This window comes from Sphaerisporangium rufum, from assembly GCF_016863395.1.
GTDB classification, from domain to species: domain Bacteria; phylum Actinomycetota; class Actinomycetes; order Streptosporangiales; family Streptosporangiaceae; genus Sphaerisporangium; species Sphaerisporangium rufum.
On record NZ_BOOU01000083.1, the window covers coordinates 45,830 to 60,956 of the forward strand.

At 73.4% G+C, this 15,127-nt stretch carries 16 protein-coding genes; 10 read left to right on the plus strand and 6 right to left on the minus strand.

The features are described from left to right. Window positions 1-59: 59 nt before the first annotated feature. Window positions 60-989, minus strand: a complete 930-nt coding sequence (locus Sru01_RS29435) for an alpha/beta hydrolase (RefSeq protein ID WP_239137840.1) — start codon at window positions 987-989, stop codon at window positions 60-62. A 236-nt stretch (window positions 990-1,225) separates the two neighbouring features. On the opposite strand from Sru01_RS29435, the gene Sru01_RS29440 reads away from it, so the two are divergent. The 8 genes from Sru01_RS29440 to Sru01_RS29475 all read left to right on the plus strand — a co-directional run bounded on the left by Sru01_RS29440 (window position 1,226) and on the right by Sru01_RS29475 (window position 8,341). Further along, the gene (locus Sru01_RS29440) at window positions 1,226-3,289 is read left to right on the plus strand and encodes an ATP-dependent DNA helicase UvrD2 (protein ID WP_203992370.1); all 2,064 of its coding nucleotides are present in this window, start codon (window positions 1,226-1,228) and stop codon (window positions 3,287-3,289) included. Beyond that, entirely contained in the window at window positions 3,286-4,158 is an 873-nt protein-coding gene (locus Sru01_RS29445; RefSeq protein ID WP_203992372.1) for an acyl-CoA thioesterase, read from the plus strand. Before Sru01_RS29440 ends, Sru01_RS29445 begins: the two co-directional genes overlap by 4 nt. Before the next feature lie 114 nt (window positions 4,159-4,272). Next, window positions 4,273-4,611, plus strand: coding sequence for a hypothetical protein (locus tag Sru01_RS29450; RefSeq protein ID WP_203992374.1), 339 nt, complete (start codon window positions 4,273-4,275; stop codon window positions 4,609-4,611). A gap of 133 nt (window positions 4,612-4,744) precedes the next feature. Further along, window positions 4,745-5,014, plus strand: coding sequence for a WhiB family transcriptional regulator (locus Sru01_RS29455; protein ID WP_203992376.1), 270 nt, complete (start codon window positions 4,745-4,747; stop codon window positions 5,012-5,014). A gap of 41 nt (window positions 5,015-5,055) precedes the next feature. After that, entirely contained in the window at window positions 5,056-5,250 is a 195-nt protein-coding gene (locus Sru01_RS29460) for a hypothetical protein (RefSeq protein ID WP_203992378.1), read from the plus strand. Between the two features lie 159 nt (window positions 5,251-5,409). After that, entirely contained in the window at window positions 5,410-6,633 is a 1,224-nt protein-coding gene (fxlM, locus tag Sru01_RS29465) for a methyltransferase, FxLD system (RefSeq protein WP_203992381.1), read from the plus strand. 81 nt (window positions 6,634-6,714) lie between these two features. Then, window positions 6,715-7,053 carry a helix-turn-helix transcriptional regulator gene (locus Sru01_RS29470; RefSeq protein ID WP_203992384.1) on the plus strand — a complete coding sequence of 113 codons (339 nt, stop codon included), beginning with the start codon at window positions 6,715-6,717 and terminating at the stop codon, window positions 7,051-7,053. A gap of 145 nt (window positions 7,054-7,198) precedes the next feature. Further along, on the plus strand, window positions 7,199-8,341 hold the full coding sequence (locus Sru01_RS29475; protein ID WP_239137841.1) for a TerC family protein: 1,143 nt from the start codon (window positions 7,199-7,201) through the stop codon (window positions 8,339-8,341). Between the two features lies 1 nt (window position 8,342). Here the strand turns inward: Sru01_RS29475 and Sru01_RS29480 are convergent, their stop codons facing one another. Both Sru01_RS29480 and Sru01_RS29485 read right to left on the minus strand, forming a co-directional pair. After that, complete coding sequence (locus Sru01_RS29480; protein ID WP_203992391.1) at window positions 8,343-9,686, minus strand: ABC1 kinase family protein; 1,344 nt, start codon at window positions 9,684-9,686, stop codon at window positions 8,343-8,345. Beyond that, window positions 9,683-10,993, minus strand: a complete 1,311-nt coding sequence (locus tag Sru01_RS29485; RefSeq protein ID WP_239137842.1) for a ThiF family adenylyltransferase — start codon at window positions 10,991-10,993, stop codon at window positions 9,683-9,685. The genes Sru01_RS29480 and Sru01_RS29485 overlap by 4 nt, the downstream gene beginning before the upstream one ends. A gap of 266 nt (window positions 10,994-11,259) precedes the next feature. Here Sru01_RS29485 and Sru01_RS29490 point away from each other — a divergent pair, with 266 nt between their 5' ends. Both Sru01_RS29490 and Sru01_RS29495 read left to right on the plus strand, forming a co-directional pair. Beyond that, window positions 11,260-11,775 (plus strand): M48 metallopeptidase family protein, encoded by a 516-nt coding sequence (locus tag Sru01_RS29490; RefSeq protein ID WP_203992394.1) that lies wholly within the window; start codon window positions 11,260-11,262, stop codon window positions 11,773-11,775. Beyond that, window positions 11,769-12,362: a DUF2064 domain-containing protein gene (locus Sru01_RS29495; protein WP_203992397.1), complete on the plus strand. Its 594-nt coding sequence runs from the start codon at window positions 11,769-11,771 to the stop codon at window positions 12,360-12,362. The genes Sru01_RS29490 and Sru01_RS29495 overlap by 7 nt, the downstream gene beginning before the upstream one ends. A 15-nt stretch (window positions 12,363-12,377) precedes the next feature. Here the strand turns inward: Sru01_RS29495 and Sru01_RS29500 are convergent, their stop codons facing one another. The 3 genes from Sru01_RS29500 to Sru01_RS29510 all read right to left on the minus strand — a co-directional run. Beyond that, the gene (locus Sru01_RS29500) at window positions 12,378-13,376 is read right to left on the minus strand and encodes an endonuclease/exonuclease/phosphatase family protein (RefSeq protein WP_203992400.1); all 999 of its coding nucleotides are present in this window, start codon (window positions 13,374-13,376) and stop codon (window positions 12,378-12,380) included. Between the two features lie 165 nt (window positions 13,377-13,541). Then, window positions 13,542-14,084 (minus strand): NUDIX hydrolase, encoded by a 543-nt coding sequence (locus tag Sru01_RS29505; protein WP_203992403.1) that lies wholly within the window; start codon window positions 14,082-14,084, stop codon window positions 13,542-13,544. Next, window positions 14,081-15,127: zinc-dependent metalloprotease (locus Sru01_RS29510; RefSeq protein WP_203992406.1), on the minus strand; the 1,047-nt coding region annotated here is incomplete at its 5' end. The genes Sru01_RS29510 and Sru01_RS29505, both read right to left, overlap by 4 nt.

Consider the following 15,127-nt stretch of genomic DNA (forward strand, 5'->3'; position numbering starts at 1 on the left):
ACGGATCGCGGACACACTCCGATAGGGGAAGGGCAGGGACGCCGCGCGGGTCCGGTGGACTACCTGCGCGCCGAGGCGTCGGACCGCGCGCGGGCGCCGAGCTTGCCGGCCACCCACTCGCGCACGCTCTCGGCCACCCCGGGCTCGCGGTACAGGGCGGTGCTGTGCAGGACTCCCGGCACCACCCGGACGTTCATCGCCACGCCGACCCGGTTGAGCTCCTCCTTGAGCAGCTCGCTCTGGTAGGCGGGGACGAACTCGTCGGAGGAGTGCACGCTCAGCACCGGCGCGTCGTGCCGGCTGGCGTGCCAGGGCACCTCCATGCTGGACCACACCCGCGCGCACGGCCCGGTCGGGCGGCAGCCGCCGGCGAGCGTGACGGCCGCCTGCCGCAGCCTGCGCTGCTCGTAGTCGGCGCCGAGGTCGCCGTCGGAGTAGGCGGTGAGCGGGGAGACCACCGGGGAGACGCCCACCACGCCGCGCAGGCCGGGCACGCCGTCCCCGTAGGTGCCGACCGCGGTGGCGATGTGACCGCCGGCCGAGAAGCCCACGACCACGTAGCGGTCGGGGTCGAAGGAGAAGTAGTCGGCGTGCCGGCGGGCGGTGGCGATGGCGTCCAGCACGTCGGTGCGCTGCGCCGGCCAGGCGGCCTCGCCCGACAGCCGGTAGTTGAGGTTGAAGACCGTGTAGCCCATGTCGGCGTAGGTGCGGACGATGGACGCCATGTACCGCTTGTCGCCGGCGCTCCACCAGCCGCCGTGCAGGATGAAGACCCCGGGGTTGCGCCCGGACTTCGGCCGCCACCAGGCGTCCATGCGCTGGCGCGGCGACTTGCGGGCGTAGGAGAAGGTGCGCACCACGGGGTCGGTGAAGGTCTCGGCGGGCGCCGTGGGGGCGGGCGTGGGATCGGCGGCGGCCGGGCCGGCGGCGGCCGGAGTGAAGAGGACGGCAGCCAGGGCCAACGCGCCGACGGTTACCGCACTTCTCACTTCACTCTCGTCCTTCCCCGAAACTGTGGCACCCCATTGTGGGGCAAAGTGCCGACTTCCGCACATGGTTCTAGAGGGATCATGCCCGATCCGCCGACTCCTCGTCGCCACCGGGGTGCCAGGTTGTGGACAACCCCGGACGGCGGGCGAGTTGTCCACAGGCTCGCGCGGCGCGGCGCCGGATGCTGGGAGGATGATGCCGCACACCGTCCGGCACCGCACCCCGAGGAGGCCCAGTGGAGCGCGACGACGCCCTGGCCGGTCTCGACCCCGAGCAGCGCGAGGTGGCCGAGGCGGTGCGCGGGCCGGTGTGCGTGCTGGCCGGCGCCGGCACCGGCAAGACCCGGGCGATCACCCACCGTATCGCGCACGCGGTGCGCACCGGGGTCGCCGAGCCGCACAGCGTCCTGGCGGTCACCTTCACCACCCGGGCGGCCGGCGAGCTGAAGCAGCGGCTGCGCGGCCTCGGCGTGCACGGCGTGCAGGCGCGCACCTTCCACGCCGCGGCCCTGCGCCAGCTCACCTACTTCTGGCCGCGCGTCATCGGCGGCGAGCCGCCGCGGGTGGTGGAGTCCAAGCTGCCGCTGCTGGTCGAGGCCTGCCGGAGCCTGCGCCGCACCCCCGAGCGCGCCGAGCTGCGCGACGTGGCGAGCGAGATCGAGTGGGCCAAGGTGACGCAGGCCGCGCCGGACGACTATCCCGCCCTGGCCGCCAAGGCCGGCCGCACCCCGCCGGTCCCCGCCGAGGAGGTCGCCCGGGTGTACGAGGCATACGAGGCGCTGCGGCGCGAGCGGCACCTGGTCGACTTCGAGACCATCCTGGAGCTCACCGCGGCGGTGATGACCGAGCACGCCGAGGTCGCCGCGCAGATCCGCGGGCAGTACCGCCACTTCGTCGTCGACGAGTACCAGGACGTCAACCCGCTGCAGAAGCTGCTGCTGGACACCTGGCTCGGCGGGCGCGACGAGATCTGCGTGGTCGGCGACCCCAACCAGACGATCTACTCCTTCAGCGGCGCCACCCCGCGCTACCTGACGAACTTCGCCGTCGAGCACCCCTCGGCCGCGGTGATCCGGCTGGTCCGCGACTACCGCTCCACCCCCCAGGTGGTCGGGCTGGCCAACGGGCTGCTGGCCGGGGCGCGCACCCCGCACCGGCTGGAGCTGGTCGCCCAGCGGCCGGACGGCCCGCCGCCGGTGTTCACCGAGTGCGAGGACGAGCCCGCCGAGGCCGAGACGGTGGCGCGGCAGGTCAAGGAGCTGATCGCCGCCGGCGTCCCGGCCCGGGAGATCGCCGTGCTGTTCCGGGTCAACGCCCAGTCCGAGGTGTACGAGCAGGCGTTCGGCGCGGCGGGCATCTCTTATCTCCTGCGCGGCGCCGAGCGGTTCTTCGAGCGGCCCGAGGTGCGCCAGGCGGTCGTGCTGCTGCGCGGCGCGGCCAGGTCCGCGGGCGCCGGGGAGCCGCTCGCGCAGGCGGTGCACGACATCCTGTCCGGCGTCGGCCTCACCCCCGAGCCGCCCGGCGGCGGCGGCGCCCGGGAGCGCTGGGAGTCGCTCAAGGCGCTGGCCGATCTCGCCGAGGACCTGGCGGCCGAGGGCGGCGACCTGCCGCGCTTCGTCGCCGAGCTGGAGCGCCGGGCGACCGAGCAGCACGCCCCGCCGATGGAGGGGGTGACGCTCGCCTCGCTGCACGCCGCCAAGGGCCTGGAGTGGGACGCCGTCTTCCTGGTCGGGCTGACCGACGGCATGCTGCCGATCGTCTACGCCGAGACCCCCGAGCAGGTGGAGGAGGAGCGCCGGCTGCTGTACGTCGGCGTCACCCGGGCCCGGCTCCACCTGCACCTGTCCTGGGCGCTGGCCCGGTCGCCCGGCGGCCGCAGGGCCCGGCGGCCCTCGCGCTTCCTGGACGGGCTCACCGGGGTGCGGGCTCCGGTGCGGGCGCCCGCCGCCTCGCGCGGGCCGCGGGCGGCCCGGCCCCGGGTGGCGGCCCCGCTCCTGTGCCGGGTCTGCGGCAAGACCCTCACCGTGGCCGGCGAGCAGAAGCTCGGCCGGTGCGCCACCTGCCCGGCCGACTTCGACGAGGACCTGCTCGCACGGCTTAAACTCTGGCGTACGAACACCGCGAAAGCCGCAAAAGTGCCGACATATGTGGTGTTCACCGACGTGACGCTTCAGGCGCTGGCCGAGCGGGTTCCCACCACCGAGGAGGACCTGCAGGCCATCGCCGGCATCGGCCGCGTCAAGTTCGAGCGGTACGGCGAAGCCGTGCTGGAGATCTGCCGCGGAGGGGAAGTCACGTGAACGAGGCGCTCAAGGAGGTCCTCGACCTGCTGGACCTGGAGCAGATCGAGGCCGACATCTACCGCGGCCGCAGCCCGGAGGAGCGCATCCAGCGGGTCTTCGGCGGCCAGGTGGCGGCCCAGGCGCTGGTCGCCGCGGGGCGCACCGTGCCGGGCGACCGCGCGGTTCACTCGCTGCACGCCTACTTCATCCGCCCCGGCGACCCGGCCATCCCCATCGTGTACAACGTCGAGCGGGTGCGCGACGGCCGCTCGTTCACCACCCGGCGGGTGCTGGCCATCCAGCACGGCAAGGCCATCTTCTCCATGTCGGCGTCCTTCCACATCGCCGAGGAGGGCGTCGCGCACCAGGCGGCGCGGATGCCGCAGGTGCCGGCCCCCGAGACCCTCCCGCTGTTCCAGGACCGCATGCGCGACCTGGTCGGCGACATCGAGCCGTGGCGCGAGTGGCTGTCGCGGCCCCGGCCGGTCGACGCCCGCTACGTCACCCCGCTCACCTGGGAGGCCAACCGCGACCCGTCGCTGCGCGGCTCGGAGACGCAGGTGTGGTTCCGCTACGACGCCGAGCTGCCCGACGATCCGCTGCTGCACGTGGTGCTCGCCGCCTACGCCTCCGACTACACGCTGGTCGACACCGTCCTGCTGGCGCACGGCATGGCCTGGGGCGCCTCCAACGTCACCGGCGCCTCGCTCGACCACGCCATGTGGTTCCACCGCCCGCTGCGGGTCGACGACTGGGTGCTCTACGCCCAGGAGTCGCCCTGGTCCGGGCAGGCCCGCGGGCTGGCCCGCGGGCAGATGTTCACCCCCTCCGGAGAGCTCGCGGTGTCGGTGGTGCAGGAGTGCATGATTCGTGTGACGAATCCGTGAAATCGCAGGTAGAAAATATGTTGCCGGGCTCGCCGGTCCGCGTTTAGAGTCTTGCACAAGCTGATCGGACGGCACCCGTCCGATCATCCTGAACCGACAGGGAGGTGACCTCTGATGAAGCAGCTCGTGATGATGACGACGCCCGCCAAGCCGTGGGTCACTTCCCCGCGTCCCGGCTTCGCCGCCGGCGTCCGGCGTGCCATCGTGCCCGCCGCCGCCCTGCCCGCGACCCTCGGCCTGCTCGCCGATGGCACGGGCGCCGTCCGGCAGGAGAAGACCGCCTTCATCCAGGCTCGCCTGGGCAAGGCCGCCTTCGCCTACCGCGCCACCGGTATGACCGCCGACACGCCGGCCGTTAACGGCCGTCCGGTCCACGTCGTGCCGACCAGCGTCGACACCGCCAATGGTGGGGTGCAGGATTCGCCACCCTGGAGGCAACCGGTCAACCCTTGACCGGTTGGCAGAGCTTCCAGGCCGCGGATCCTGACCAGGATCCGCGGCTTTTTTGCTGTACCGCCGCCATGATCCGACCACCGAAGAGGTACCGGCCAGATCAATCAGCAGACAGTACAGAAAGGTGACGCAGATGGCGGTTTGGACGACCAGCGACCTGGTCGACGAAGCCGATATCCCGTGTCGTACCGACCCCGACCTGTGGTTCGCCGAGTCCCCCGATGACGTCGAGTTCGCCAAGGCACTGTGTGGTGGGTGCCCGATCCGCCAGGGCTGCCTGGCCCGCGCGCTGGAGCGCGAGGAGCCATGGGGCGTCTGGGGTGGCGAGCTGGTCATCCGGGGAGCCGTGGTCCCCAAGAAGCGGCCGCGTGGCCGCCCGCGGAAGACCCCGGTCGCGGCCTGACGAACGAGCAACCGAAAACCACTGCCGAGAGGACCACTCCGATGAGCTTCATCCCGACCCGCACCGCCGAGTTCCCGTATATGGGTCAGGAACTGGTGCAGGACCGAATACAGACCCTGCATCGGGAGGCGGAGGCGCAACGCCTCGCCACCCGGGTCCGCCAGGTACGCCGGGCCCGCCGGCAGGCGGAGCGTGCCTCGCTCCGGCTCCGCCAGGCGCTGGCGCGCATGGCCTGATCGCCGACATCCCGGCCCGCGCGGGGCCGGGACGGGGTCGGCTGACCTGCCGTAGGAGATGCCGGTAGCGCCCAGGGGGCGGTCCGTTGCGGACCGCCCCTTTCGCGTGGGTCCCCCCGGGCGGGCGTACCGGACCGGCGCTGTGGGTAGTGCACCCGGATGCGGGCGGACGAGCATGGCGCGTCGCGGGCGGCGCTGGTCGAGCAGGTACGCGCGCGGTGCGGTGGCACGCTCGCCCCGCCGGTGGCCGAGGCGCTCCGCGCGGTGCCACGGCATCTGTTCCTGCCCGGCACCCCCCCGGCGGACGCCTATCGCGACGAGGCCATCGTCACCAAACGGGACGCCGATGGCCGGCCGATCAGCTCCTCCTCCCAGCCGACCATCATGGCGATGATGCTCGGGCAGCTCGGCGTGGCACCCGGCCACCGGGTCTTGGAGATCGGCGCCGGTACCGGGTACAACGCGGCGCTGATGTCCTACCTGGCCGGGCCGGCCGGTGCGGTGGTGAGCATCGACATCGACGCCGATCTGGTCGAGGCGGCCCGCGCCCGGCTGCACGCGGCGGGCCACTCCGGAGTCCGGGTGGTGCACGCCGACGGCGCCGCCGGGTTCGCGCCCGGCGCGCCGTACGACCGGGTGATCGCCACCGTCGGGGTCTGGGACCTGGAACCGGCCTGGTTCGACCAGCTCGCCCCGGGCGGGCGGATCGTCGTCCCGCTCGACCTGCGCGGCGTCCAGCGGTCGGTGGCCCTGGAGCGCGCCGGCGCGTACGGATGGACCGCGGTGTCGATCATCCCCTGCGGGTTCATGCGCATGCGCGGCCCGGCGGCCGGCCCGGAGCGGACACATGTCCTGGACCGGGAGGCGGGCCTGGTCCTGGAGTCGCCGGCCGGGCAGGACACCGCCGCCGGCCCGCTGGCCGCCGCGCTGGCCGCCGGCCCGGTCGTCGAGCGGCCGACCGGGGTCGCCGTCGCCGCGCCGGAGGTGTCGGACGGGCTGTCGCTGTGGCTGGCCCTGCACGAGCCGCGCTGGTGCACGCTGTCCGGCCCGGCCGCCCGCCTCGGCGCGGCCCCGCTGAACGTGCAGGGGTTCGGGATGGCGCCCGGCCTGCTCGGCCCGCGCGGCCTGGCGCTGCTGGCCCGGCCGGGCGGCGCGCCGGACGCCGGCGACCTGGTGGTGGCGGGCTTCGGCCCGGACGGCGGCGAACTCGCCGCCGACCTGGCCGCCCGGGTGCGCGACTGGGCCGCGGCCGGCCGGCCCGGCACCGCCGGCCTGCGGCTGGAGGTGCGCCGCGGCCGGGACGCGAGTGACCCGCCGCCCGGTGCCGGCGTGATCCCCAAGGTTCACACCTGGCTGGTGCTCTCCCGCCGGCCCCCGCGCTGACGGCATATCACGCCCGCGTGCGGGGCGACCGTTACCGATCACGGTCTGGGATTCGCGAAAAATGCATCGCATAATTGCCGCATGAGCACTCCGAGTCCGGGGCGGACGAGCGGATGGACGTTCCTCACCAACCATGCGCACGTGCTGCTGGCGCTGGCCCGCGATCCCGACGCGCGGCTGCGCGACGTCGCCGAGTCGGTCGGCATCACCGAGCGGGCGGCGCAGGCGATCGTCGCGGACCTGGAGGCGGCCGGCTACCTGCGACGCGAGCGGGTAGGCCGCCGCAATCACTACACGATCAACGCGGTGGCGGAGTTCCGGCACCCCACCCAGCGGCACCGGCGGATCGGTGAGCTGATCGCCCTGTTCGAGCCCACCTCGGCCCGTTTGACGGACGAAGAGGATTTCGTGAATACTTGAACATAGATCGATGGGGAGTACCCACCGCACCTTCGTGTCGTCAGCACGGCCGCCACCGGACGGTGGCCCGGCGCGAGGGCCGCCCCGCGGGGCGGCCGGGGAGACCGTCGGCCGAACGATCCTGTCGCCGAGGCGGGAGCGGAGGTTGACGTTGTCGTTGACGGTGCCCTGGTGGGCTTGGGCCGCGGTGCTCGCGGTCATCGTGATCATGCTCGTGGTGGACCTTCTCGCGCATCGCGGGGCGCACGTGGTCCGCGTCCGCGAGGCGCTGGTCTGGTCGATGGTGTGGGTGACGCTCGGCCTGGGCTTCGGCGCCGTGGTCTGGGGCGTCTGGGGCCCGGAGGCCGGCGGCGAGTACCTGGCCGGTTACCTCATCGAGAAATCCCTGGCCGTGGACAACGTGTTCGTGTTCGCGCTGCTCTTCGCGTACTTCTCGGTGCCCAGGGAGCTCGAACACCGGGTGCTGTTCTACGGGGTCTTCGGCGCGCTGGTCTTCCGCGCCATCTTCATCGCGGCCGGCTCGGTGGTGCTCGACCGGTTCCACTGGGTTCTGTACCTGTTCGGGGCGTTCCTGCTCTACACCGGCGTCAAGATGGCCCGGCACGCCGCGATCGAGGTGCATCCAGACCGCAACCCGGTGTTGCGTACGATGCGGCGGATCGTGCCGACGACCGACCGCTACCACGGGTCGAAGTTCTGGATCAGGCAGGACGGCCGCCGGGTGGCCACCCCGCTGCTGGCCGTGCTGGTCGCGGTGGAGACCACCGACATCGTGTTCGCCGTCGACTCCATCCCGGCCATCTTCGCGGTCACCGACCAGCCGTTCCTGGTCTTCACCTCCAACGCCTTCGCCATCCTCGGCCTGCGGGCGATGTACTTCCTGCTGGCCGGAGCGATGCACCGGTTCCACTACCTGCGCTACGGCCTGGCGGCGATCCTGGTGCTGGTCGGCGTCAAGATGCTGCTGGCCGACATCTACCACGTCCCCATCTGGCTGTCGCTGGCCGTGATCGGCGGCTGCCTGGTGGTCTCCGTGGGTGCCAGCCTGCTGCGTCCCCCGACCGGCGCCACCGCTGAAGGCGCCACTGAGGGCACCGCTCAAGGCACCACTGGCCCCGAGGGCGCCCCTGAGGTCGCCACTGAGGGCCCTGATGAGGGCTCTGGGGGCGACCCGGCGCCGGCCCGGCCCGCTCCACCGGAGCCGGCCGACCCGCAGCCCGCGAACCGGCCGTCCGCGGATCCGGCTTCCGACGCCGATCACCCGGGGGTGGCGGGCCGCGGACGGTGACTTAGGAGGCGGCCAGGGCCGGAGCGGCGTCGTCGGGGTCGTCCTCGGCGAAGCCGGGGACCCACCGGATCACCTCGTCCCGGAACCTGGCCGTGGCGCCGAGCTGGCAGAGCACGCCCACGCCGGCCGCGTGCACCCGGTTGATCAGCACGTAGGACGGCGGCAGGTTGAGCTGGCGCACCACATTGGTCGGGCGCAGGTCGGTGACGGTGGCCACCTGCGCCTGCAGCCACTCACGGGTGAAGGTGAACTCCGGCACCTGGGTCGGCTCGACATAGGGGGCGAGGAAGGCCCGCAGCGCCTCCGGGTCGATCTCGATGTGCGGGCGGATGAACCCCTCGTCGCGCAGCCCCTGGATCACCGTGGCCATGTCGCCCTTGTTGAAGATGCGGGTCAACGTGCCGAAGACCTCCGGATAGCCGTCCGGCATGCGGTTGACCGCGCCGAAGTCGAGCACCACCAGCCGGCCATCGGGCAGTACGCGGAAGTTGCCGGGGTGCGGGTCGGCATGCAGCATGCCGGCCCGGGACGGCGAGCTGAACAGGAAGCGCACAAAGAGCAGCCCGGCCCGGTCGCGCTGCTCCTTGGTGCCGGCAACGATGATCTTGGACAGCGGGGTGCCGTCCACCCACTCGCTGACCAGGATCTGCTCGTTGGCCGCCACCACGTCGGGCACCCGGAAGTCCGGGTCACCGTGGTAGGCGGTGGCGAAGGCATGCTGGGACTCCGCCTCACGCAGGTAGTCGAGTTCCTCGGCGACCCGCTCGCGCAACTCCTCCAGCACCGCCTTGATGTCCAGGCCGGGCAGCAGCACGCCGAAGAGCTTGCTCAACCGGGCGAGCTGGTTGAAGTCGGCCAGCAGCGCCCGCCCGGCACCGGGGTATTGGATTTTGACGGCCACCTCCCGGCCGTCGTGCCAGACGGCCCGGTGCACCTGGCCGATCGACGCCGCGGCGGTCGGCGTGTCCTCGAAGTGCTGGAAGTGCTCCCGCCAGTCGTCACCGAGCTGCTCGGTGAGGACGGCGTGCACCGTCGCGACCGGGAGCGGTGGCGCGGCGTCCTGCAATCTGGTCAGCGTGGCGCGGTAAGGACCGGCGATCTCGGGCGGCAGTGCCGCCTCGAAGATCGACAGCGCCTGGCCGAGCTTCATGGCGCCGCCCTTGAGGCCGCCCAGCACCTTGAATATCTGTTCCGACGTGCGTTGCTGGATCTCCTGGGCGACCATCTCGGCGGGCTTGCCGCCGATGCGCTTGCCCAGTCCGAGAGCGGTGCGACCGGCGAACCCCAGGGGCAGCGTCGCCAGCTTGGCGGACCGCGTCACGGCGTGTCGGGGGAAGTCACTCACGCGACCATTGTTAGCTCATGGCAATCGTTACGACTACAACGACATTGCGGATGAGCCTGCCACCTGCGCGTTTTCCACTGGAAATCAGGCGTTACGTCGACTGTGCGATTGGTCACAACAGGTGGAAGGCCGTCCACGAACCGCAGCACATGCCCGGCGGCGTACGCCGCGACCACCGTCGCCAGCGCCGTGCCGCAGGCGATCTCACCCGCCGGGAAGCCGCCGAGCCGCATGCCGACGGCGGGCCAGGACGGGTCGCGGTCGCGGCGGATCAGCTCCAGACAGCGCAGGCACGCGGTGCGGCCCGGGATGACCAGCGGCCCCACCGATCCGACCCCCTCGCCCGCGGTCACCAGCAGGTGGGGGATGTCCATGCTCACCAGATCACGGATGACCACCGGATCGAGCGGGCCCACCGGCGCCAGCACCACCAGGTCGGGCCGCCGCCCGCCGTCGGTGAGCCGGGCGGCCGTCCGGCCCGTCCAGGCGTTGACGCCCGATGCGACGCGGCGGGCGGCGGCGACCGCGCCGTCCTCCCGGGTGCCGCCGGCCTCGGCGAAGGTGAGCCCGCCGGGCACCACGTCGGCGTGCCGGGCCGCCCCGGGATCGACCACGCAAAGGTGTCCGACACCGGAGGCGGCCAGCAGGGCGGTGAGCTGCGCGCCCACCCGGCCCGCACCGTGCACCCGCACGTGGGCCGCCCGCCGGCGGTCGAGCGCGGCGAGCCCGCCGTCACCCGCGTCGGCCTCTGACAGGGACAGGGCGTCGAGATCGGGGCCGAGCCGCTCGCGATCGGCGAGGCTCAGTCCGCGCAGCGGTTCAGGGCGCACCGAGGCGTCGTCGAGGGCCCCACGCTCGGCGAGCAAGGACAGCACGTGGCGCACGGTGCTCTCACCCAGCTCGCTCTGGATGATCAGCTCCTCCAGCGTGCGGGTGCCGTCCAGCCCTTCGACGAACCGGCGGACCGCGGGCTCCAGGTCGGTGAGCATCAGCGCGCGCAGCGGATGCACGCCCAGTTGCAAGGTGCGCTCATCCCGGGGCACCAGGCGCAGGGCGGGCTTGAGTCGCGGCCGGACGCGACGCCCGGACGGTGCCATCGTGGCCGCGGTGGACCCGGTACCGGCCGAAGCAGCGCCTGCGGCAGCGGTGCCGGCCCCGATGGTGCCACGGGACGTCACGGGATCTGGGCCGGGGGACGTCGCGGGGACCGCGCCGGGGGAGGGGACGGAGACCGGGCCGCCGGAGGCCGGCGCGCCCTGGCCGGGGGAGCCGGCGACGGGGCGGGGGGAGACGGGGGAGGAGGTCATGCCGGGGAGCCTGGCACATAGGTCCCGGGTCGCGGCGTGCTTCGCCGCCGCCTGTGGACAACCTCGAACGATTGATCCGTGCATCGACGCGCGCCTCCCGCGCGAAGGAGCGGCGCGCGCCCGGCCGCACCGGCGTCCGCCCGGTGGCGGGCGTCTGTGACGGAAGTGAACGACGGGGTTGGCGGCCATGAACGGGATGCTGATTGACCAGCGAAAACGTGATTCACCCCCTGTGGAATCGCACCGCTCTCGGCTACCGTGCATATGTGCCCCCCGAGACAGTGGAGGTCCGCCGGAGCGCGCGTCGGCGGCGGACCGTTTCCGCGTACCGTGATGGCGACAAGACCATCGTCCTCATGCCGGCCGGTCTGAGCCGGACCGACGAGGAGCAATGGGTGCGCCGGATGCTCGATCGGCTCGCCGCCAAGGAGCAACGCCGCCGCCCCAGCGACGACGACCTGCTGGAACGGGCCCGCGACCTCGCCGTGCGCTACCTCGGAGACCAGGCTCTGCCCGCCAGCGTCCGGTGGGTGGAGAACCAGCGGCACCGCTGGGGGTCGTGCACCCCCGACCACGGCACCATCCGCATATCCACCCGGCTGCGGGGCATGCCGGCCTGGGTGGTGGACTATGTGATCATGCATGAGCTGGTGCACCTGCTGGTCCCGAGCCACGGCCCGCGTTTCTGGGCCCTGGTGGAGCGCTATCCCCGCGCCGAGCGGGCCCGCGGCTTCCTGGAGGGGTTCTCCATGGCCGCCAACGGCTCGCTGGAGGAATGTTGAGGCAGGCGGCCGTCCTGGTCACGCCGGCCATGGGCGCCGCCGCCCCGCCGGGTGTCGCGCCCGGCGAGTTCCTGCTCGCCCTGGCCGAGGACACCTACGAGATCGTGGCCGGCCTCGACCTGGTGGAACCGGTCATCCTGGACGCCGGTATCCCCGGGCTGGACGACATCGCCTGGCCGGGCACCCGGGTGCTCCCGGTGGCGGAGCCCGGCGGTCTCGCCGCCGCGTTCGCAGCCCTGCGGCCGTACGGGGAGGAGGCGGTGGTGATCAGCGGGGACGCCCCCGACCTGCCCCCACTGCTGATCGGCAAGCTGTTCCGCGAGCTCGGCCGCGCCCCCGTCGCGGTGTGCCCGGCCGAGGACGGCGGCGCGGTGGCCGTCGCGGCCCGGCTGCCGTACCCGGAATGGGCCGCCGGCACCCTGGACGACGCGGACGTGGTGGCCGGACTGCGCGGCCGGGCGCCGGGCCGCCGCATGGTCGCCACCGGCCCGGGGTGGCACCGACTGCGCTCGCCGGCCGACGTGGCCCGGCTCGACCCGGGCCTGGAGGGCTGGGACAACACCCGGGCCCTGCTGCACGCGACCTGACCGGGCCGCGGCGCCTTAAGAGGGCAGCGTCAGCTCGGTGACCACGGCCCGGTGGTCGCTGTGCGGCACGTCGTGCACCTGGTAGGTGCGCACCCCGATCCGCCGGTCGGCGAGCACATGGTCGATGGTGATGATCGGCGGCACCCGCTTGCCGAACGGCCAGGTCGGCACCAGGCCCGCACCGGCGGCGTCGCCCGCGTCGCGATAGCCGCGCGCGATCAGTCCGCGCATCTCGGCGTGGTCCAGGCTGGCGTTGAAGTCGCCGGCCAGCACCCGGAACGGTCCAGCCGACGGGCCCGATGGCAGCGCGCGCAGCCCACCCGCCCACCGGGTCACCTGGCGCCCCAGCGGCGGCATGGTGTGCACCGCGATGATCTCGACCTGGGCGCCGCCCGCCGTCCGCAGCCGGGCGGCCGGCATGTTGTGCCCGATCACCTGGAAGGACCCGGTCAGCGGGGTGACCGGACGCGTGGCGTACAGGCCGGTGCCGGTCGCCCCGTAGTCGTCCTCCAGCATTCGGTACGGCATCAGTTCCTTGAGGCCGGCCGTGTCCAGCCCTGCTACCGCGGCGGGCGTGAGCTCCTGCAGGCTCAGCACGTCCGGGTGGTACCGGCGCACCAGGTCCACCACCGTCGCCGGATCGCCGCGGCCGAAGAAGAGGTTCGCCGACAGCACCACGAACCGCTCGCCCGACGCCGGTCCGGAGTCGGCCACCGCCCGGGGCAGCACGCTCAACCCCAGCGCCGTCGTGGTGGCCGCGGCCACCACGACCACCGCCCTGCGCCGGGACAGCACGGCGAGCAGCATCGGCAGCAGCGAGCCGGCGGCGGCGTACGGGGTCGCGGTCATCAGCTGTGCGGGGAACGAGCCGCGCTCCAGCCCGGCCAGCCGGGTGACCGCCCACGCGGCGAACGGGGTCACCGCGAACCAGGCCAGCCCGGCCCGGACCCGCCGCCGGCGACGGCGCGGCGTCACGATCACCCCGCCTACCGGGGTCTCGGTCGTGGCGTCCACCCGTGTCTCCCGTCCGTGACCGTCCGTACCCCCTCGGGCGCGGCACGTTCCGACCCTACCCACCCCGGGTTATGCCCGGCGTGAGGTCATCGCGCGCGGACGGCCCCGCCGGGCAGGGCCGCCGGGCAGGGCCACGGGGCCACGGGACAGGGCCGGCGGGCGGGATCAGCCGAGCAGCAGGGCCCGCGCCCGGCGGGCCAGCCGGCGGGTCGCCTCGTCCGTCGGCTCGGGAAGGTCGTCCACCGGGAACCATCGCAGGTCCAGGGACTCGGCACTGATCACGAACTCGGCGCCCTCCGGGGCCACCGCGCCGTATTCGACGTCCAGGTGACGGCTGCGCGGCGGATGGCACCACACCTCGTGCCGGTCCAGCGCGAGCGGGCCGGGCAGCAGGCGCAGCCCGGCGATGCCGGACTCCTCGACGGCCTCGCGCAGCGCGGCGTCCTCCAGCGACCGGTCGGTGGTCTCGCAGTGACCGCCCATGGGCAGCCACATCCTGGCCTTCTGGTGCAACGTGAGCAGCACCCGCTCGCCGTCGTGCGACAGCACCGCCGTGGTCGCGGTCAGGTGGTCCGGCACGCACTCGCGCCACATGGCGTCCTCGTGGACCAGCAGGTGCCGCAGGAAGTCCTCGCGCAGCGTCTCCTCGGCGGCGGTGGGCGCCGTCCAGCCGGCCAGCGCCCGCCGCGCCTGATCACGTAAGCTCATGCGCCGCCCGGCCCGCCGGGGCCATCCTGCGGGCCCTCGTCCTTCTCGCCGGCCTCGCCCTCGGCGCCCGGCTCGAACCCCGAAAGGTCGAACTTCGCGTCGCCCCGGACGAAGCCCTGCGGGTCGTCCAGGTCGTCGGCGGTCGGCATCAGGTCGGGATGGGACCAGATCGCGTCGCGCCCGTCGACCCCGCGGGCGGCGGCCAACTCCTGCCACAGCGCCGCGGCCTCGCGCAGCCGCCGCGGCCGCAACTCCAGCCCCACCAGCGTGGCGAACGTCCGCTCGGCCGGCCCGCCCGTCGCCCGCCGGCGCCGCACGGTCTCCGACAGGGCCGCGGCGGAGGGCAGCTTGCCCTCGGCCGCGGAGTCGGCCACCGAGCCGACCCAGCCTTCGACCAGGGCGAGCAGGGTCTCCAGCCGGGCCAGCGCGGCCTTCTGCCGGGGGGTGTCCTCCGGCTTGAGCAGCGCGCCGCCGCTCAGGGCCTGCTGGATCTGCTCCATGTTGTTGATGTCCAGCCCGCGCATCTGCTCCTCGAGGGCGCTGACGTCCACGGTGATGCCCCTGGCGTACTCTTCCACCGCTCCGAACAACTGGGAGCGCAGCCACGGGACGTGCTGGAACAGCCGGTGGTGGGCCGCCTCCCTGAGCGCCAGGTAGAGGCGGATCTCCTCCGCCGGGATCTCCAGGCCGTGGCTGAACGCGGCGACGCCGCCCGGCAGCAGGGCGGCGGTGTCCGACAGCGGCAGCCCGATGTCGGAGGAACCGATCACCTCCGGCGCCAGGGCACCGAGGGCCTGGCCGATCTGGCTGCCGACCATCATGCCGCCGACCTGGCGCATCATGCCCATGAGCGGGCCGAGCTGCGCGGCCATCGCCTGGCCTTCCACGCCCAGGCCGCCGACGGCGCCCAGGCTGCCGCCCATCGTGTCCACCATGCGCTCGGCGATCGGCTCGCACAGGCGCTTCCACACCGGGACGGTCTTCTCGATCCACTCCGAGCGGCTCCACGCCTCCGGCGCGGCCAGGCCGCTCGGCAGGGTGGT